This is a genomic window from Candidatus Halobonum tyrrellensis G22, from assembly GCF_000495475.1.
In the GTDB taxonomy this organism is placed as follows: Archaea; Halobacteriota; Halobacteria; order Halobacteriales; family Haloferacaceae; genus Halobonum; species Halobonum tyrrellense.
Genome location: NZ_ASGZ01000048.1, coordinates 1 through 17,318 on the forward strand (window position 1 = coordinate 1; position 17,318 = coordinate 17,318).

The following is a 17,318-nucleotide window of genomic DNA, read 5'->3' on the forward strand; positions in this document are numbered from 1 at the left end:
GGTGACCGTGTCGGCGTTCGCGACGGCCGCGGACCTGCTCCGCCTGCTCGTGGTTCCGGCGTTCGCGTGGGCGGCCTACCGGGACGTGCGGACCCGGCGGCTACCGAACCGACTGTGGCCGCCGCTACTGGCCGTGGGACTGGTCGCGCTCGCCATCGACGCCGTCGGGGCGTTCCCGTTCGGCGGCTACGCCGGGCGGCTGTTCCTGTTCCGCGTCGGCTTCTCGCTGCTGTTTCTGGTGCCGTTCGCGCTCGTCGCCTACCGGGCGTCGGCGTTCGGCGGCGCGGACGCGAAGGCGCTGGTCGTCCTCGCGGTGGCGTTCCCCACCACGCCGAGCTACGCCGTCCCGCTGTCCGTGCTCCCCGAGGTGACGTGGCTCCACCGAGGGCTCCCCGCGCACCCGTCGGCGCTCGGCGTCACCGCGATGGCGGTGTTGACGAACGCCGTGTTCGTCGGCGGCGCGTACGTGCTCGCGCTCGGCGCCCGCAACGCGCTCGCGGGCCGGCTCTCGCCGGCGGCGTTCGTCGGCCGGCCGACGCGGGTCGACGACCTGCCCGAGCGACACGGCGCGCTGTTGGACGCGGGCGGACCCGTCCCCGCGCGAGGGCTCGACCTCGACGCGCTCCGGATGTACCTCCGGTGGCGGGGGACGACCCTCCCGGCCCTCCGGGCGGACCCCGACGCCCACCGCGACCCGGCGAGCGTCGGCGCGACCCACCCGCCCACCGACGGCGCCGTCGACGCGGGTCCCCGGACCGACGGCGGCCGGGTCGCCCCGCCCGAGTCGGATCCGAGGGCCGAGTCGAGTGCGGGGGCCGAGTCGGGTCCGACCGTCGATATCGAGGACGCGGTGACGACCGGCGCGGGGACGACGCCCGAGACGGCGGTGACGCCCGACGACCCGTGGGCGGCCGAGCGGTTCCTCGACGACATCGAGGGGACGGCGTACGGGACGACGCCCGAGACGCTCCGGACGGGACTCGACCGGGTTACGAGCGAGGAGACGGTCTGGGTCTCGCCCGGCCTCCCGTTCGTCGTGCCGCTGTTCGTCGGCCTGGTCGTCGCGCTCGCGTACGGCGACGCGCTCGCCGTCCTGCTCGGCGCGTTCGGTCTCGCCTGAGCCGTCGCGACCCCGACGGCTCGGTCGCCACGCCGGACGACGACTCCGGCGGCGGCCGTCGGCGCCCGCGCCCGACGTCGGCGCAAAAGACCTATGCGGCGACCTCCCCTCGCTCCCGGTATGAGCGCGGCGAACGAGGAGGAGACACGGACCGACACCGACGGCGTCGCGGTCGACTTCGGCGACTCGGGGCTGGTGCCGGCGGTCGCACAGGACGCCGAGACCGGCGAGGTGCTGATGCTCGCGTACGCCGACCGGGAGGCGCTCGAACGCACCCGCGAGACGGGTCGGGCGCACTACCACTCCCGTTCGCGCGACGAACTGTGGGAGAAGGGGGCGACCAGCGGGCACACCCAGTCGGTCGAGGAGGTCCGCGTCGACTGCGACGCCGACGCGCTGCTGTACGTGGTCGACCAGACCGGAGGCGCGTGTCACACCGGCCACCGGTCGTGTTTCCACCGCACCGTCGACGGCGACGAGGTGGGCGAACGGGTGTTCGACCCAGATGCCGTCTACGAGTAACGCGGACGCCCGCGCGGCGGCCGACGGGGCGGAGTCGGACCCGCTGTCGGCGCTCGAAGCCGCCCGCGAGCGCCACCGCGAGGCGGAGGCGGCCGTCGAGGAGGTCGGCGCCGAGCGGCTGACCCGCCTGCGCGACGTCGTCGGGCGCGCCGACCGTCTGCTCGACGGTTACGAGGACTCCGCGACCGGCACCGGCGACTTCGAGGCGTACCTGGAGTTCCAGGGTGAGTTCTCCACGCTGGTCGACGACCTGCCGGAGGAGTTCCCCGCGCGCGAGGCGTTCGAGCGGGCGAACGACGCGGTCGACGGCCGCCGGCTCTCGGAGTCCGACTTCGCGGCCGCCCGCGAGGCGCTCGACCCCGCGCGCGACCTGGCGGGGCGGCTCGAGGAGGTGAACGACGCCGAGCGCGCGGTGTACGACGCGGAGCGTGCGGTCGAGACCCGGCTGTCGAACCTCGACGACCGGGTCGACCGGCTCGCCCGCCTCGAAGCGCTCGGCGACGCGGATCTGGACGCGCCGACCGAGGAGGTGCGAGAGCCGGTCGCCGACTACGACGAGGCGGTCCGCGAGGCGTTCGCGTCGTTCCGCGAGTCGGCGAGCGCGCGGGAGTTCTTCGACTTTCTCGACGACACCGCCCACTTCCCGCTGGTCGAGTTCGAACCGTCGCCGGCGGAACTCCGCGAGTACCTCCGTGAGCACGACGCCGGCGAGGAGTCCGTGCCCACGCTGCTGGCGTACGCCGACTACTCGACGTCGAAACTCGACCACTACGTCGACGACGCCGGCGCGTTCCGCGCGCGCATCCCGGTCCACCGCACCTACCTCGACCGGCTGTCGGCTGAGCCGCTGACCGTCGGGTGGCCGCCGCCGCCGGCGGGGGAACTCCGCGCGCTCGCGGGTGAACTCGTCTCCGTGGTCGCGCGGTTCGCCGACGAGGCGACCGTCGCCCGCGCGCGGACGCTCAAGCGGGTCGCCGGCCGCGACGACTACGAGCGGCTGCGCCGGGCCGCCGAGGCCGAGGCGGAACTCAGCGCCGACGAACGCGAGCGGCTGGCGAGCGGCGCGGTCGCCGCCGACCTCGCGGACGCGCGCGAGGAACGCGAGCGACTGCGCGAGGCGCTCGACGCCGGTCGGACCACCGGATAAGGGGAAGGGGAGGACGAGCGTTCGACGCCGTCCGGTCGGCGTTCACCTCGCGTCCACGAGCGCGTCGTACACCTCGGCGGCGAGCGCCTCGGCGCGGTCGGCGTCGCGCGCCTCGGCGTACACGCGCACCTTCGGCTCCGTGCCCGACGACCGGACGAGCACCCACGCGTCGCCGTAGTCGAGGCGGTAGCCGTCGATGGTGTTCGGCTCCGCGTCGGCGTCGGCCGCGAACGCCTCCGCCGCGGCGAGCATCGCGTCGAGTTCGGCGTCCTCGTCGTAGGTGAGGTCGCGCCGGACGTTGTAGTAGTCGCTGTACGGCTCGACGGCCTCGCTCGCGGTCTCGCCCCGCGAGGCGAGCAGTTCGAGGAACTTCGCGCCGATGAACGCGCCGTCGCGAGTGAGCCGGTAGTCGGGGAAGAACACCCCGCCGTTCCCCTCGCCGGCGACGGGGACCGTCTCGCCGTCGGCGGTGAGTTCCCGGATGCGCGTGATGATGTTCGTCGAGCCGATGGGGGTGAGGTCGAGCGTCGCGCCCACGTCCTCGCAGACGTCGACCAGGCGTTGGGAGACGTTGACCGCGGCGACGGTGGTGTCGCCCGCCGAGAGGCTCTCGGCCGCCAGCGCCGCCAGCGAGGCGTCGCCCTGGACGTACGCGCCGGTCTCGTCGTAGAAGATGGCTCGGTCGGCGTCGCCGTCGTGGGCGATGCCGACGTCGGCGTCGGTGCTCTCGACCAGTCGGCCGAGGTCCGCGAGGTTCGCCTCGAGCGGTTCGGGGTCGCGCCCGGGGAAGTGGCCGTCGGGCTGGGCGTTGACCGTCACCACCTCACAGCCGAGTTCGCGGAAGAACTCGGGGGAGGTGACCGCACCCGCGCCGTGGCCGGGGTCGAGCGCGACCGTCAGTCCGGCGTCGGCGATGGCGTTGCGGTCGACGGTCGCGAGCATCTCCGCGACGTAGTCGTCGTTGGCCGTCTCGACCCGCCGGGTGCCGCCCACCGTCTCCCAGTCGGCGTCCGTGAACCGTTCGGCCAGGAGCGCCTCCTCGACGCGTTCGAGCGCGCTCACCGGGAGTTCCACCCCGTCGTTGCCGACCAGTTTGATGCCGTTGTACTCGCGGGGGTTGTGCGAGGCGGTGATCTGGATGCCGGGGACGCCCTCGACCCCGCAGTAGCGCACCGTCGCGGGCGTCGGCGCGACGCCGAGGCGGTCGACGTCGACGCCGACGCTCGCGAGGCCGGCGGCGGCCGCGTCGGCCAGCATCGGGCCCGTGGTCCGGGTGTCGCGGCCGAGCGCGACGCGGTCGTCGTCCCAGACGCTCGCGGCCGCCTTGGCGACCCGGAGGACGAACTCGGGGGTGAACCCCTCCCCAACCACCCCCCTCGTCCCGCTGGAACCGAAGACCTTCATTCGGGAACCAGTCGGGCGTCTCCGGGCATAGTGGTTCCGAAGCGCGCGTGGCGAGCGCGCGCGACGCCCGCGCCGTCACCGCCGCTCCGCTCGCGTCGCCCGCGTCGGTCGTTCGGTCGGGTCGCCCGCGTCGGTCGTATCGGTCCGTTCGGTCGTGCCGTTCCCGCCGCTCGCGGTCGCCCCGCGGGTCCGTCCGGGGGTCCGTCGCCGGAATCGCCCCGTTCGTTCGGGTCGCACGACCCGCGCCGACCGCCCGGTTCGGCGGGGCTGACCCCCGCCCGCGGTCTCGGAGTCCTCCCCGTTTATCAGCCCGCGGGCGGAACGAGCGGGCAATGGTCGTCGGAGACATCTCGACTGGGACGGACGTCGCGGTGGTCGGCGGCGGACCGGGCGGGTACGTGGCCGCCATCCGCGCCGCACAGCGCGGACTCGACACCACGCTGATCGAACGCGACGCGTTCGGCGGCGTCTGCTTGAACCACGGCTGCATCCCCTCGAAGGCGTTCATCCACGGCGCCGACGTCGCCCACGCCGCCCGGACGGCCGAGGATATCGGCGTCCACGCCGACCCCGCGGTCGACGCCGGTCAGATGCAGTCGTGGAAGTCGGACGTGGTCGACCAGTTGACCGGCGGCGTCGAGAAACTCTGTAAGGCCAACGGCGTCAACCTGGTCTCCGGCACCGCGACGTTCGCCGGCGAGCACAAACTCCGCGTCGCTCACGGCGGACAGGGGCAGGGCAGCGAGTCCATCGAGTTCGAACACGCCGTCGTCGCCACCGGGTCGCGCCCGGTCGAGATTCCGGGGTTCGGGTTCGACGAGGGACCGGTGCTCTCCTCGCGGGACCTGCTGCGGATGGAGCGCGTGCCCGACGAGATGGTGGTCGTCGGCGCGGGCTACATCGGGATGGAACTGTCGACGATGCTCGCCAAACTCGGCACCGACGTGACCGTCGTGGAGATGCTCGACGACGTGCTCCCGGGGTACGAGGAGGACGTGAAACGGGTGGTCCGCACGCGCGCCGAGGCGTTGGGCGTCGAGTTCCACTTCGGCGAGGGCGCAAGCGAGTGGTCCGACGACGGCGACGGCGTCACCGTCGTCACGGAGACCGAAGACGGCGCGGAGTCGGAGTACGGCGGCGAGGCGGTGCTGGTCGCGGTCGGCCGGGAACCCGTCACCGACACGCTGGAACTGGAGAGTCTGGGGTTGGAGCCGAACGACGACGGCTTCCTCGAAACCGACACCGAGGCGCGGACCGACGTCGACCACGTGTTCGCGGTGGGCGACGTGGCCGGCGAGCCGATGCTCGCGCACAAGGCGAGCAAGGAGGGTATCGTCGCCGCGGAGGTCGCGGCGGGCGAACCCGCGGCGCTCGACTACCAGGCGGTGCCCGCCGCGGTGTTCACCGACCCCGAGATCGGGACGGTGGGGATGACGGAGGCCGAAGCCGAAGCGGAGGGGTTCGACCCCGTCGTCGGCCAGATGCCGCTCCGCGCGTCGGGGCGCGCGCTCACGATGGACGACACCGACGGGTTCGTCCGCGTCGTCGCCGACGAGGAGAGCGGGTTCGTCCTCGGCGGGCAGATAGTCGGTCCCGACGCCTCCGAACTCGTCGCGGAGCTCGCGCTCGCAGTGGAGATGGGCGCGACGCTGGAGGACGTGGCGTCGACCATCCACACCCACCCGACGCTCGCGGAGTCGGTGATGGAGGCGGCCGAGAACGCGATGGGGCAGGCGATCCACACGCTGAACCGGTGAGCGGCGAGGGGGACGCCCACGGGTTCCCGCGAGTTCGCGGGTTCCCGGCTACTCCGTCCGGCGGACTGGTAGTTTGATACTCCCCCGCCCGAACGACTCGCGTATGGGTCTCTTCGACCGAGACACCGACATGAGCGACGACGAGCCCTCCGACGCCGACCCCGACGACCCGGCGTTCGAACCCGTCGAGGGGACCGCCCCGAGCGGGGAGGAGCGCGACGGCGACGGCGGCGACGGCGGGGAGGCGAACGGCTTCGACCCCGACCGGCTGGCGGCCGTCCGCCTGCGCGACGACGACTTCAACGGCACGCTCAAGCGCGCCGTCGACTGGGAGGCTGGCGTCGTGCTGTACGCGTACGGCAACGGGAACGCGGGCGGCCTCGCGGCGGTCCCGATCGGACAGACCGACTTCGACCGCGAGTAGCTCACAGAGCGGCCGGCGCGACGACGCCCGCCCCGACGACTGCGGGGCGGCCGGTCCCGGCGGCGTCTCCCGGACCGCGGGTTCGGCGGCCCACACGCCTTTGTCGCTCGCTGTCGTCCCGGATCGGTATGTCTGAGGACGAACACGGGGGGTTCTCGGCGGTTCGGGAGTCCGCCGACGGGAATCCGATGGCGGGGCTGTTGGGCTACTGCAAGCCGTACTGGCCGCGCCTCTCCGTCGGCCTGCTCGCGGCGCTCCTGACGCGGGCGTCGCGGCTGGTGCCGCCGCTTCTGGTCGCCGCCGCGCTCAACCGCGTCATCACGACCGACGGGGAGCCGGGGATGCTCGCGGACGCGGGGCTGCTCCCGAGCGGAACCATCTCGGGGCAGGCCGCCCGGATGGCGCTGCTCGAACAGTTGGTGGTGGTCGCGGCGCTGGCGTACGTGGTTCGGTCGGTCACCCGCTTCGCCTCGCGGTACCTGTTCCAGTCGACCGCCCAGAAGGTCCAACGGGACCTGCGGGACGACACGTACGACCACATGCAGCACCTCTCGCTCGACTTCTTCGCGAACCACCAGACCGGCGCGATGATGTCGGTGCTCAACCAGGACGTCAACCGGTTGGAGCAGTTCCTCAACACCGAGATCCGACAGGCGATCCGGGTGGTGGCGACCGTCGGCGGTATCGGGATCATCATGTTCTACCACTCGCCGGAGCTGGCGCTGATCGCGCTCGCGCCCGTGCCGGTGATCGGGCTGGCGTCGTGGAAGTTCCTCTCGTGGATCGAGCCGCGGTACCGCGGGATCCGCGAGACGGTGTCGCGACTGAACTCCCGGCTGGAGAACAACATCGGCGGCGCGCGCGTCATCAAGGCGTTCAACCGCCACGGCTTCGAACTCGACCGGGTCGCCGAGCAGAGCGACCGCTACCACGCCGAGAAGGTCGGCGCCATCAGGCTCCGGCGGGCGTTCTTCTCCGTGCTCCGGCTGATGACCGGCGTCGTGTTCGTGGCCGTGCTGTGGGTCGCCGGCAGCGACATCATCCGCTACGGGATGGGCAACGCCGACCCGCGCACCGTCGGCGCGGGCGCGTTCGCGCTGTTCTTCCTCCTCTTGCGGCGGCTCTACTCGCCGATGCGCCGGGTGGGCAAGACCGCCAACAAGTACCAACTGGCCAAGTCGAGCGCCGAGCGCGTGTTCGGCATCCTCGGGCACGAGCCGCAGGTCACCTCGCCGCCGGACGCGTACGTCCCCGAGTCGGTCGAGGGGAGCGTCACCTTCGACGACGTGCGCTTCGGCTACACCGACGACGAGGAGGTGCTCTCGGGCGTCTCGCTCGACGTCGAGGCGGGCGAGACCGTCGGGCTCGCGGGCACCACCGGCGCGGGCAAGTCCACCCTCCTGAAGCTCATCCCCCGGTTCTACGACGTGAACGCGGGCGCGGTCGAAGTCGACGGCACCGACGTCCGCGAGTACGACCTGACCGCGCTCCGCGAGCACGTCGGGATCGTCGAGCAGAACCCGTACATGTTCTCGGGGTCGGCCGCCGAGAACATCGCGTACGGCGACCTGTCGGCACTCGACGAGGGCACGGAAGCGGGCGACGGGGAGGGCGGCCCCGGTCGCCGGATCGTCGAGGCGGCGAAGGCGGCGGAGGCGCACGAGTTCATCACGGACCTCCCCGAGGGCTACGACACCCAGATCGGCGAACGCGGCGTGAAGCTGTCGGGCGGACAGCGCCAGCGGGTCGCCATCGCCCGCGCGCTGTTGAACGACCCCGAGGTGATCATCCTCGACGAGGCCACCTCCGACGTGGACACGGAGACGGAGGAGCTGATCCAAGAGAGCCTCCGCAGTCTGACCGCCGACCGCACCGCGTTCGTCATCGCCCACCGGCTGTCGACCATCCGCGACGCCGACCGGGTGGTCGTCCTCGACGACGGCCGGGTCGACGAGGTGGGGAGCCACGCGGAGCTCGTCGCCGAGGGCGGCGCGTACGCCGACCTCTGGGCGCGGCAGGCGGGCGACGAGGCGGGCGCGCCCGCCGACGACTGAGCGGGCGGACGACCTCTCACTGTCGCTTCGCCGCGCGCACCCGCGCGCCCAACCCTTTTGCACGACCGGGCCCTGTGTCTCTCAATGGGCACCACCCCCCCGGGACCGAAGGGGCTGCCGCTCGTCGGCAACGGCCAGCAGTACGCGAAGGACCCGTTCGCGTTCATGTCGGCGTGCGAGGCGGCGTACGGCGACGTGGTCCGTCTCGACTTGGGGCCGCGCGAGACGTACATGCTCACGAACCCCGCCGACGTCGAGCGCGTGCTGGTGTCGGAGGCCGCGAAGTTCGGCAAGCCCCGGCTCGACGACGCGCTGTTCGACCTGCTGGGCGACGGCCTCCTGCTGTCGAACGGCGAGACGTGGGAGCGCCAGCGCGAGTTGGCCTCGCCCGCGTTCCACGCCTCGCGGGTCGCCGGGCTGGGCGACCTGATGGTCGACCACGCCGAGACGATGCTCGACGGCTGGGCGCCCGACGACCGGGTCGACGTTCACGCCGAGATGGCGCGCGTCACCGTCCGGATCATCGTGAGCGCGATGTTCGGGACCGATATCGACGACGACCGCCTGACGACGGTCCGGGAGAACCTCGAACCGCTCGGCCGGCGGTTCGAGCCGAACCCCGTCCGGACCGTCATCCCCGACTGGGCGCCCACCCGCGAGAACCGCGAGTTCGACGCGGCCGTCGAGACGCTCCAGGGCGTCATCGGCGAGATACTCGACGAGCGGCGCGGTACCGCCTACGACGCGGCCGACCCCGCGGGCGACGCCGTCGACGGCGACGAGCCGATGGACCTGCTGTCGGTCCTCCTGCGCGCGCGCGACCGGGGCGAACAGACCGACGAGCAGTTGCGCGACGAACTGATGACGATGCTGTTGGCGGGCCACGACACCACCGCGCTCGCGTTGACGTACGCGTGGTACCTCCTCTCGAATCACCCCGAGGCGCGCGAGCGGTTCCACGCCGAGGTGGACGAACTCGACGGCCGGCCGACCGCCGCCGATGTCCGGTCGCTGACGTACACCGACCACGTGCTCTCGGAGGCGATGCGGCTGTACCCCCCGGTGTACACCCTGTTCCGCGAGCCGCGGGTCGACGTCCGCCTCGGCGGCTTCCGGGTGCCCGAGGGGTCGATCGTGATGCTCCCCCAGTGGGCGGTCCACCGGTCGGAGCGCTGGTACGACGACCCGCTGGCGTTCGACCCCGACCGGTGGGAGCCCGACAGGCAGGGCGACCGCCCGCGGTTCGCCCACTTCCCGTTCGGCGGCGGCCCGCGCCACTGTATCGGCAAGCGGCTCTCGATGCTGGAGGCGAAACTCATCCTCGCGTCCGTCGGCCGCGAGTACGAACTCAACTACGAGGGCCCCGAACTGGACCTCCGGGGGTCGATCACGATGCACCCCGACCACCCGGTGCCGATGCGGCTGCGCGAGCGGTAGCCGTCCGGTTCCCGTCCGTCCCGTGCGGTTGAGTCGAGGGACCGACGCCGGCCCCGGCCCGCCTCAGTCGTCCGCCGGCGCGACGCCGCCGGTCCGGCCGGCCGCGGCCGCCTCCTGACTGATGACCCCCCAGGCGACGAGCGCCATCGAGACGGCGAGCAGCGCCCCCCAGAGGAACGCGGTCACCATGAGCGGCGGGAACGCCAGTTCGCCGACGATGATCGTCGCCGGGAGGAGCCACTGCCCCGCGACGAACCCCCAGACTGCGACCGATCGCATCCACCCCGTCAGGCCGACGTCCGCGACGGCGTAGCCCGTGACGACTGCGAGGATGGACAGCACGCCGAAGTGGGCGTGTGCGCCGACCGTCGCGCCCGGCAGCGACGGTCCGCCGGGCATGCGCAGGCCGACCTGTGCGAGCCCCCACAGCATCTGGACGGTGAGCGCGACGAATCCCGACGCCTTGAGTACGCGTGACACGTGTGGCGGGTCCGATTTGATCAGAATATCTGTTACTATCGAGGCGATATATGGACCGATCGTTACCGTCCGCCGAGCGGGAGCCGCGCGGCTATCTCCCGGTACTCCCGCGACCAGATACCAAGTTCGTCGACCGTCCACGAGAGGTCCACCTCGCGGTCGCGTAGCCGCGAGAGCGCGGCGCCGGCGTCCGGGCCGGCCCGCCCGCGCGCGAGCGTGACGTGCGGCGTGTAGTCGTCGCCCTCCAACGGTTCGACCGCGCCGAACTCGGCGACGAACCGCTCGTGTACCTCCCGGAGACCGTCGCTCTCGACGGCGAGGTAGACGACGGGGCCGTCGCCGTAGACGGGCGTCTCGAACGCGTCGACGCCGGTCACGCGCGCCTCGAACGGGGCGACGCCCGCGACCAGCGGCCGCGCCCGCTCGCGGAGCCGCGCGAGCGACGCCTCGCCGTCGAACCGCTTGACGACGAGCGTGTGCCGGTCGCGGACCGACTCGAACGCCGCGAGGTCGGGCGCGAGGTCGGCGGCCAGCCGTCGGACGGCGCCGGGAACCGGGACGTTGAGGCTGTACACCCGCTCAGATGCGGTTGAGCAGCCAGAGCACGATCAGGACGACAACGACGACGCCGAGGAGGCTCGGCAGCGCCGACAGGACGCCGAGCGCCAACCCGAGCACCTCGGTGACTATCTCGACGACCAGCCAGACCACCACGAGCACCAACACGAGTTTCAGGAGGTCTTCTACTTCCATGGCCGACGATCGGCGGAGCGGAACAAAAGCGTTCCCGGCGCGGACGTACGAATCGATAAGTACGGCCGACGACAACACGTAGCGTATGGACGACCGGAGTCGGAGCCTCTTCCGCGAACTCGGGCGGGTGAGCACCGGTCCCGAGTTGAACCTCGGCGGCCTCGGCGACCTCGGGTCCGTCGGTCCCTCCCGCGCGGCGACGGCCGGGCTGGTCGCGGCGGTCGGACTGGCGCTCGCGCTGGTGTCGCCCCTCCTCGCCGCGGGGTTCGTCGTCGTCGCCCTCCTGTTGGCGGCGCTGGTCTCGTCGGTCGAGATCGTCCAGGCGTACGAGCGGCGCGCGCTCACCGTCTTCGGGAGCAACCGGGGACTGCTCGACCCCGGTCTCCACTTCGTCCCGCCGTTCGTCTCGACGACCTACCGGTTCGACATGCGGACGGAGACCATCGACGTGCCGCGGCAGGACGCGATCACCGAGGACAACTCGCCGGTCGTCGCCGACGCCGTCGTCTACGTCCGCGTCGTCGACGCCGAGCGGGCGTTCCTCAACGTCGAGGACTACCGGCGCGCGACCGCCCTCCTGGCACAGACGACGCTCCGGGCGGTGCTCGGCGACATGAGCCTCGACGAGACGCTCTCGCGGCGCGGCGACATCAACGCCCGGATCCGCCGGGAGCTACAGGGGCCGACCGACGACTGGGGCGTCGAGGTGGAGATGGTCGAGGTGCGCGAGGTGCTCCCCACGCCGGGGGTTCGGGGCGCGATGGAACAGCAGACGTCGGCCGAGCGCCGCCGCCGCGCGATGATCCTCGAAGCGCAGGGCGAACGCCGCGCGGCCGTCGAGAGCGCGGAGGGCGAGCGAACCGCGGCGATCCTCCAAGCGCAGGGGGACAAGCAGGCGTCCGTCCTGGAGGCGCAAGGCGACGCCGTCGCCACCGTCCTCCGCGCGAAGTCCGCCGAGTCGATGGGCGAACGGGCGATCGTCGACAAGGGGATGGAGACGCTTTCGGCCATCGGCGAGGGGGAGTCGACGACGTTCGTGCTCCCGCAGGAACTCACGAGCCTGCTCGGCCGGTACGGCCGGCAGATGACCGGTAGCGACGTTCAGGCGTCGGCGGGGCTCGACTCGGGTTCGTTCGACGACGAGACGCGGGAACTCCTCGGACTCGACGACGTGGAGGGGATCTTGGAGAACGGCGCCGACGGCGGAGCGGGCGAGCGGACGGACGGCGAGCGGACGGACGACGAACGCGCCGTCGAGCGCGACGGCCGGTAGTCGCGGCCGCGCGGACGGCGGGTCCGCGGGTCGCCGACCCCCACGACACCCGTGGCCGGGTCGCGGTCGCCCGCGACCGGGTCGCGCCGCTTAAACCGTCTAGCCACCTTCGAACGCCCATGAGCGGAACGCGAGGCTCCGGGGAGTTCTGCCCCCGGTGTGGCGACCCGGTCCCCGAGCGCGAGGAGCCGTTGCCCGGCGAACCGCGCGAGCGCGACCGGGTGCTGTGTGACGCGTGTTACTTCGACGACTTCGAACTCGTCGACGCGCCCGACCGGATCGAGGTGACCGTCTGCGGCTCCTGTGGCGCGGTCCACCGCGGCAACCGCTGGGTGGACGTCGGCGCGCGCGACTACACCGACGTCGCCGTCGACGAGGTCAGCGAGGCGCTCGGCGTCCACCTCAACGCCGAGGAGGTGCGGTGGGGCGTCGAGCCCGAACAGGTCGACCAGAACACGATCCGGATGCACTGCACGTTCGCGGGCGTCGTCCGCGGCGTGGCCGTCGAGGAGGAGGTCGTCGTCCCGGTCAAGATCGGCCGCGGAACCTGCGACCGCTGCGGCCGGGTCGCGGGCGGGTCGTACGCCGCGACCGTCCAGGTCCGCGGGCGCGGCCGGACGCCCGACCCCGCCGAGGAGCGCGAGGCGGTCGAGATAGCGCAGGAACTGGTGGCCGACCGGGAGGCCGACGGCGACCGCGACGCGTTCATCACGGAGATAACCGACCAGCCCGAGGGGAAGGACATCAAACTCTCGACCAACCAACTCGGGAAGGCGGTGGCGACCCGGATCACCGACCGCCTCGGGGGGAACTACACCGAGGCGCCGACGCTCGTCACCGAGGACGGCGACGGCAACGAGGTGTACCGGGTGACGTTCGCGCTCCGGCTCCCCAAGTTCCGCCCGGGCGACCTGATCGACCCCGACGACGGCGACGGGCCGGTGTTGGTCCGCTCGGTCCAGGGCAACCTCAAGGGCGTGCGCGTGACGACGGGCGAGGCGTACGAGGCGGAGTTCGAGGCGGGCGAGACGCCCGACGCCGAGACGGTGGGCGAGGCGGACGACGCGACGGAGACGACGGTGGTCGCCGTCGAGGACGACCACGCGGTGCAGGTGCTCGACCCCGAGACGTTCGAGTCGACGACCGTCCCCCGGCCGGACTACTTCGACCCCGCGGACGACGCCGTGCCCGTGATCAAGACGCGGACGGGCCTGTACGTCCTCCCCGACGGAAGCGGCGACTGAGCGGCGGGACGGCGGAACATGGCCGGACCCGGACCGGTCGAGGCGGGCGAGCGACGACGGCCGGGCGAGCGACGACGGCCGGGCGAGCGAACGGGTCGCGGGGACCGACGGCTGCGTCAGTCGGCGCGGGCGGGCGTCGCCGGGTCGCGGTCGCCCGCGACCGACTCGCGCCGTTCCGCGCCGTGACCGGCCGCCGCGAGTTGGAACTCGGTCTCCGACCGGCCGCAGTGTGCCGCCGCCTGCGTGAGTGTGAGGGTACCGCTGCGATACAGCGTCAGCGCGGACGTCAACGAGTGGGAACTCATCTGTCTCACCTACCCGTACGGAACACAAGTATGTAAATGTATCCTCCCTAAACGAGGTCTATCCACGGTGGTAGATGGAGTATAACGTTACAAACGTTAGGACCCTACGCGAATTAGGGTGAGAATTTTCACAAACAGGTCCCGAATCGCGCCGTCGTCGCGCGAGCGGTCGCTAACGACCCTGTGATACGATAACACGGTTCGTTTCACGCCGTCTTCAGCCGTCGCCCCACACGTCCGAGAGGGGGTGGTCGGCAAACGGGTCGTCCCCGTCGCCGTCCGCCTCCTCCACCGAGCGACCGGACTCCGAGGCGCCGGCGGAACTGGTCGACCCGGCCGACCCGCTCCCGGCGGTCGACCTCCCTGCCCCGCCGGACGGCGGCGACCCGCCGGCCCGCGACCGGCCGCCGGACCCGGTCCGACCGTTCGCGCCCCCCCGACGGCCGCGCCGTCCGCTCGGGCCGGGGTCGGCGTCCATCCCCGCCATCGCGGCGCCGGGGTCGAACGCGGGGAGGTCGGGCGTCGTCATGCGGTCTATCTGGTCGCGGAACCACGACGGGGTGTCCGAGCGCGCCCGGTCGAACAGGTCGAGCAGGCTCGAGTCCGCGAGGTAGGTGTGCCCGTGGTCGTCGGGCGCGCGCACCACCCGCCCGCACGCCTGGATCACGGTGCGGAGCGCGGCGCGGTGGTACCACGCCCACTGGCCGTCCTCCAGGCGCGTGGCGACCCGCGAGTCGTTCGTGTTGAGGTACGGCGCCTTACACACCACCTGCCACCGGCAGCGGTCGCCCCGCAGGTCGAGCGCCTCCTCCATCTTCACGGAGACGAACAGCTCCGGCTCCGACGACGCCTTCCACGACTCCAGTTCGGCGTCGCGGTTCGCCCGGTCGTGCGTGCGGACGCGCGCGCCGACGCCGAACTCGTCGAACCGCGTCGCCAGTTCCTCGGCGATGGCGTAGCTGTGCGCGTGGATCAGTCCCTTCTCGTCGGGGTGGCGGGCCATCAGTCGGAGACAGAGCCGTGCGACCTTCGGTAGCGTCTCGTCGCGTTCGTCGTACGTCATCTTCCCCCGCGTGACGTCGTACAGCGGGCGGTGCTCGACGGGGAACGTGTGGGGCACGTCCACGAGCGCGACCCGGTCGGGGTCGAGACCGACGCTCCGGCAGAACGCCGCCTTGTTCAGGATGGTCGCGGACAGCAGCGCGAACTTCTCGCCGCGGTCCCACACCGTGTGCCGGAGGTACTTCTCGGGGTCGAGCGGCTTGACCGTCAGCGGCCCGCCCGCGCCGTCGGGCTGGTCGACCACCCACGTGGTCGCCGACTCGCGGTCGCGGTAGTCGTCAACGAACCAGCCGAGTTCCGACCGGAGCTCCTGTAGGCGGTCCCTCCGGGCCGCCTCCTCGGGGGTCAACTCCGCTTTCTCGAGCAGTTCGTCTTTCGCGCGCTCGCAGACCGACGCGAGTTGGTCGGCGAACCGGGCGGTGCGCTCGACCGGACCCGCCTCGGCGTCGTGGACGTCGGGGACGCGCAGGTCGTCCCAGACGGGGACCGTCCGGGGGTTCAGGTCGATGGTGGCGTACATCTCCGCCCACTCGGCCAGCCCGTGCGCCTCGTCGACGACGACGACGTCGCGCTTGCGGAACACCTCCGAGCCGGCGGTCTGCATGAAGTACGCCAGCGTCATCGCGGCGACGTGCCGGTTGGAGGCGATGGCGCGGTCGGAGTAGTACGGACACCGGTGTTTCACCGAGCAGTCGTACCCCCGCTCGCGCGCGCAGGGGGCGCGGTCGACGGGGGTGTCCTCCTCGCCGGGGAGGATACAGTCGTAGTTGGACTTCCCCCGGATGACGTTGAGGTCGGACAGCAGGTCGTCGGCGGCCACGTCGTCGAGTTGGGACACCTGCGGCGTCGTGTAGTAGGCGCCGGTGGGTTGGGCGGGCTCCGCCTCCTCGACGGTCCGGGCGGCGCCCGCGACGGCGCGCGCGAGCAGCGACTTGCCGCTCCCGGTCGGCGCGCGCACCAGGACGACGTCGTTGCCGGCGGCGAACGCGTCGCGGAGGCGCGCGAGCGCCGCCTCCTGGTTCCCCCGGAAGGAGGGCGCGGGGAACGACGGCGGGATTCGGTCGGGGTCCACTCGTCGGTATCGACCGCCGGCGCGGGCGTAAGGGTGTCGGATGGGGCGGTCGGCGTCGAACGCCGGCCGTCAGGGGTCGCGGTACGGCGGCAGCGCCTCCACGTCGGCGGCGGTGACCTCCTCGTCGTCCGGGAGGCGGTCGATGCAGTCGTAACAGAGGAAGAACTCCGAGCCGTCCGCGAGTTCGAGCGTCAGCCCCTGGGTGCTCTCGGTCTCGAACGACCAGAGGTCGCCGATGCCGCCGCCGACCCGGACGCGCCGGCCGCAGCCGTCGCAGGTGCGCTTTCCCATCGGCCGGGCGTTCGCTCCCCGGGGGAAAACCCCTTCCGGCGCGCCGCGGCTGCGGTCCGGCGCTCGCCCGTCGGTCCGTCACCCGCCCGTCACGACCCTCGCCCGCGCGTCTGTCCGCCGCCCACGGGCCACGACCCGCCACCCGCGCCGAAATCGACGGCTTGCCCGCGCTACGGGAACCCATTTGTACGTGCGTCAACGTCTCTCACCCCATGGAGGTGAACTGCGAGGGCTGTGCGGGCTGCTGTCTCGACTGGCGGCCGCTGGGCGGCGCGCCAGACCACGAGCACGGCGGGCGCTACCGCGCGCTCGACTCGACGTACAACCTCGTCCCGCTTGGCCGCGACGAGGTGCGCGCGTTCGTCGACGCCGGCCACGGCGACGCGCTCGCCCCGCGGCTGTTCGCCGCGGACGACCCCGACCGCTCGGTCGAACTCGACGGCCACTCGGTCGCCGCGCTCGGCGACCGACCGCTGTTTCTGGTCGGGCTGTGCAAGCCGCCGAAGCCGGTCGCGCCGTTCGGCGGCGACCGGGTGTGGCTCCGCGCGTGTGCCTTCCTCGACCCCGAGACGCTCCAGTGTCGGCTCCACGGCGACGACCGCTACCCCGAGGCGTGTTCGAGCTACCCCGGACACAACCTCGACCTCGACCGCGAGACGGAGTGTGAACGGGTCGAGAGCGCCCACGGCGACCCGGGTGAGCGTCTCCTCGACCGGTCGGTGCCCGCCGACCTCCCGCCGCCCGCGTTCGGTCCGCAGGCGCTGGGGTCGACCGTTTTCGTCTACCCCGACCCCGCGGATCTCTCGGGCGTCGTCGCGCGGCTGGCGGCGGGCGAGACGACCGCCGACGACCGCGCGCTGTTCGCGGGCGCCGCCGCCGGCTCCGCCCCGGGGACGACCGACGTGAACGCCGACCGCGCCGCCGAGGCGGCCGAACGCGTCCGCGCCGCCGACTCGTGGGTCGGCCGCGCGTC

General features: G+C 72.5%; 17 protein-coding genes. 10 read left to right on the forward strand and 7 right to left on the reverse strand.

Annotation, left to right across the window (positions count from 1 at the left end):
- Position 1: 1 nt before the first annotated feature.
- The 3 genes from K933_RS12355 to K933_RS12365 all read left to right on the forward strand — a co-directional run bounded on the left by K933_RS12355 (position 2) and on the right by K933_RS12365 (position 2,789).
- On the forward strand, positions 2-1,120 hold the full coding sequence (locus K933_RS12355) for an A24 family peptidase (protein ID WP_023395071.1): 1,119 nt from the start codon (positions 2-4) through the stop codon (positions 1,118-1,120).
- Between the two features lie 120 nt (positions 1,121-1,240).
- The gene (hisI, locus tag K933_RS12360; RefSeq protein ID WP_023395072.1) at positions 1,241-1,642 is read left to right on the forward strand and encodes a phosphoribosyl-AMP cyclohydrolase; all 402 of its coding nucleotides are present in this window, start codon (positions 1,241-1,243) and stop codon (positions 1,640-1,642) included.
- Positions 1,626-2,789 (forward strand): DUF7118 family protein, encoded by a 1,164-nt coding sequence (locus K933_RS12365; RefSeq protein ID WP_023395073.1) that lies wholly within the window; start codon positions 1,626-1,628, stop codon positions 2,787-2,789. Before hisI ends, K933_RS12365 begins: the two co-directional genes overlap by 17 nt.
- A gap of 42 nt (positions 2,790-2,831) precedes the next feature.
- Here the strand turns inward: K933_RS12365 and glmM are convergent, their stop codons facing one another.
- Positions 2,832-4,193, reverse strand: a complete 1,362-nt coding sequence (gene glmM, locus K933_RS12370; RefSeq protein ID WP_023395074.1) for a phosphoglucosamine mutase — start codon at positions 4,191-4,193, stop codon at positions 2,832-2,834.
- A gap of 332 nt (positions 4,194-4,525) precedes the next feature.
- On the opposite strand from glmM, the gene lpdA reads away from it, so the two are divergent.
- From lpdA to K933_RS12390, 4 genes are all read left to right on the forward strand, one after another.
- Positions 4,526-5,950: a dihydrolipoyl dehydrogenase gene (lpdA, locus tag K933_RS12375; protein WP_023395075.1), complete on the forward strand. Its 1,425-nt coding sequence runs from the start codon at positions 4,526-4,528 to the stop codon at positions 5,948-5,950.
- A 103-nt stretch (positions 5,951-6,053) separates the two neighbouring features.
- Complete coding sequence (locus K933_RS12380) at positions 6,054-6,374, forward strand: hypothetical protein (RefSeq protein ID WP_023395076.1); 321 nt, start codon at positions 6,054-6,056, stop codon at positions 6,372-6,374.
- A 128-nt stretch (positions 6,375-6,502) separates the two neighbouring features.
- Positions 6,503-8,428 carry an ABC transporter ATP-binding protein gene (locus K933_RS12385; protein ID WP_023395077.1) on the forward strand — a complete coding sequence of 642 codons (1,926 nt, stop codon included), beginning with the start codon at positions 6,503-6,505 and terminating at the stop codon, positions 8,426-8,428.
- An 84-nt stretch (positions 8,429-8,512) separates the two neighbouring features.
- A complete protein-coding gene (locus tag K933_RS12390) occupies positions 8,513-9,865 on the forward strand; it encodes a cytochrome P450 (protein ID WP_023395078.1) in 1,353 nt (450 codons plus the stop codon).
- Between the two features lie 63 nt (positions 9,866-9,928).
- On the opposite strand, the gene K933_RS12395 is transcribed toward K933_RS12390, so the two are convergent.
- The 3 genes from K933_RS12395 to K933_RS18775 all read right to left on the reverse strand — a co-directional run bounded on the left by K933_RS12395 (position 9,929) and on the right by K933_RS18775 (position 11,098).
- The gene (locus K933_RS12395) at positions 9,929-10,345 is read right to left on the reverse strand and encodes a hypothetical protein (protein WP_023395079.1); all 417 of its coding nucleotides are present in this window, start codon (positions 10,343-10,345) and stop codon (positions 9,929-9,931) included.
- Positions 10,346-10,407: 62 nt separating this feature from the next.
- Complete coding sequence (locus K933_RS12400) at positions 10,408-10,920, reverse strand: 2'-5' RNA ligase family protein (protein ID WP_023395080.1); 513 nt, start codon at positions 10,918-10,920, stop codon at positions 10,408-10,410.
- 4 nt (positions 10,921-10,924) lie between these two features.
- Positions 10,925-11,098, reverse strand: a complete 174-nt coding sequence (locus tag K933_RS18775) for a DUF7554 family protein (RefSeq protein ID WP_200862324.1) — start codon at positions 11,096-11,098, stop codon at positions 10,925-10,927.
- Positions 11,099-11,183: 85 nt separating this feature from the next.
- Here K933_RS18775 and K933_RS12405 point away from each other — a divergent pair, with 85 nt between their 5' ends.
- Together K933_RS12405 and K933_RS12410 are read left to right on the forward strand one after the other, a co-directional pair.
- A complete protein-coding gene (locus K933_RS12405; protein ID WP_023395081.1) occupies positions 11,184-12,371 on the forward strand; it encodes an SPFH domain-containing protein in 1,188 nt (395 codons plus the stop codon).
- Positions 12,372-12,490: 119 nt separating this feature from the next.
- Positions 12,491-13,615, forward strand: coding sequence for a 60S ribosomal export protein NMD3 (locus K933_RS12410; protein ID WP_023395082.1), 1,125 nt, complete (start codon positions 12,491-12,493; stop codon positions 13,613-13,615).
- 116 nt (positions 13,616-13,731) lie between these two features.
- Here the strand turns inward: K933_RS12410 and K933_RS18780 are convergent, their stop codons facing one another.
- The 3 genes from K933_RS18780 to K933_RS12425 form a co-directional block, all read right to left on the reverse strand.
- Positions 13,732-13,920 carry a hypothetical protein gene (locus tag K933_RS18780; RefSeq protein ID WP_023395083.1) on the reverse strand — a complete coding sequence of 63 codons (189 nt, stop codon included), beginning with the start codon at positions 13,918-13,920 and terminating at the stop codon, positions 13,732-13,734.
- 217 nt (positions 13,921-14,137) lie between these two features.
- On the reverse strand, positions 14,138-16,054 hold the full coding sequence (locus K933_RS12420) for a helicase C-terminal domain-containing protein (RefSeq protein ID WP_023395084.1): 1,917 nt from the start codon (positions 16,052-16,054) through the stop codon (positions 14,138-14,140).
- A 69-nt stretch (positions 16,055-16,123) separates the two neighbouring features.
- Positions 16,124-16,345 (reverse strand): DUF7561 family protein, encoded by a 222-nt coding sequence (locus K933_RS12425; protein WP_023395085.1) that lies wholly within the window; start codon positions 16,343-16,345, stop codon positions 16,124-16,126.
- 212 nt (positions 16,346-16,557) lie between these two features.
- Between K933_RS12425 and K933_RS12430 the strand changes: the two genes are divergently transcribed.
- On the forward strand, positions 16,558-17,318 hold a 761-nt coding region (locus tag K933_RS12430), incomplete at its 3' end, for a YkgJ family cysteine cluster protein (RefSeq protein ID WP_023395086.1).

What these genes read in the sequence shown, in the direction of transcription:
- hisI (WP_023395072.1), top strand. Translation starts at nt 1,241, where the DNA reads ATGAGCGCGGCGAACGAGGAGGAGACACGGACCGACACCGACGGCGTC.
- K933_RS12365 (WP_023395073.1), top strand. Translation starts at nt 1,626, where the DNA reads ATGCCGTCTACGAGTAACGCGGACGCCCGCGCGGCGGCCGACGGGGCG.
- glmM (WP_023395074.1), bottom strand. Translation starts at nt 4,193, where the DNA reads ATGAAGGTCTTCGGTTCCAGCGGGACGAGGGGGGTGGTTGGGGAGGGG.
- lpdA (WP_023395075.1), top strand. Translation starts at nt 4,526, where the DNA reads ATGGTCGTCGGAGACATCTCGACTGGGACGGACGTCGCGGTGGTCGGC.
- K933_RS12380 (WP_023395076.1), top strand. Translation starts at nt 6,054, where the DNA reads ATGGGTCTCTTCGACCGAGACACCGACATGAGCGACGACGAGCCCTCC.
- K933_RS12385 (WP_023395077.1), top strand. Translation starts at nt 6,503, where the DNA reads ATGTCTGAGGACGAACACGGGGGGTTCTCGGCGGTTCGGGAGTCCGCC.
- K933_RS12390 (WP_023395078.1), top strand. Translation starts at nt 8,513, where the DNA reads ATGGGCACCACCCCCCCGGGACCGAAGGGGCTGCCGCTCGTCGGCAAC.
- K933_RS18775 (WP_200862324.1), bottom strand. Translation starts at nt 11,098, where the DNA reads ATGGAAGTAGAAGACCTCCTGAAACTCGTGTTGGTGCTCGTGGTGGTC.
- K933_RS12405 (WP_023395081.1), top strand. Translation starts at nt 11,184, where the DNA reads ATGGACGACCGGAGTCGGAGCCTCTTCCGCGAACTCGGGCGGGTGAGC.
- K933_RS12410 (WP_023395082.1), top strand. Translation starts at nt 12,491, where the DNA reads ATGAGCGGAACGCGAGGCTCCGGGGAGTTCTGCCCCCGGTGTGGCGAC.
- K933_RS18780 (WP_023395083.1), bottom strand. Translation starts at nt 13,920, where the DNA reads ATGAGTTCCCACTCGTTGACGTCCGCGCTGACGCTGTATCGCAGCGGT.
- K933_RS12425 (WP_023395085.1), bottom strand. Translation starts at nt 16,345, where the DNA reads ATGGGAAAGCGCACCTGCGACGGCTGCGGCCGGCGCGTCCGGGTCGGC.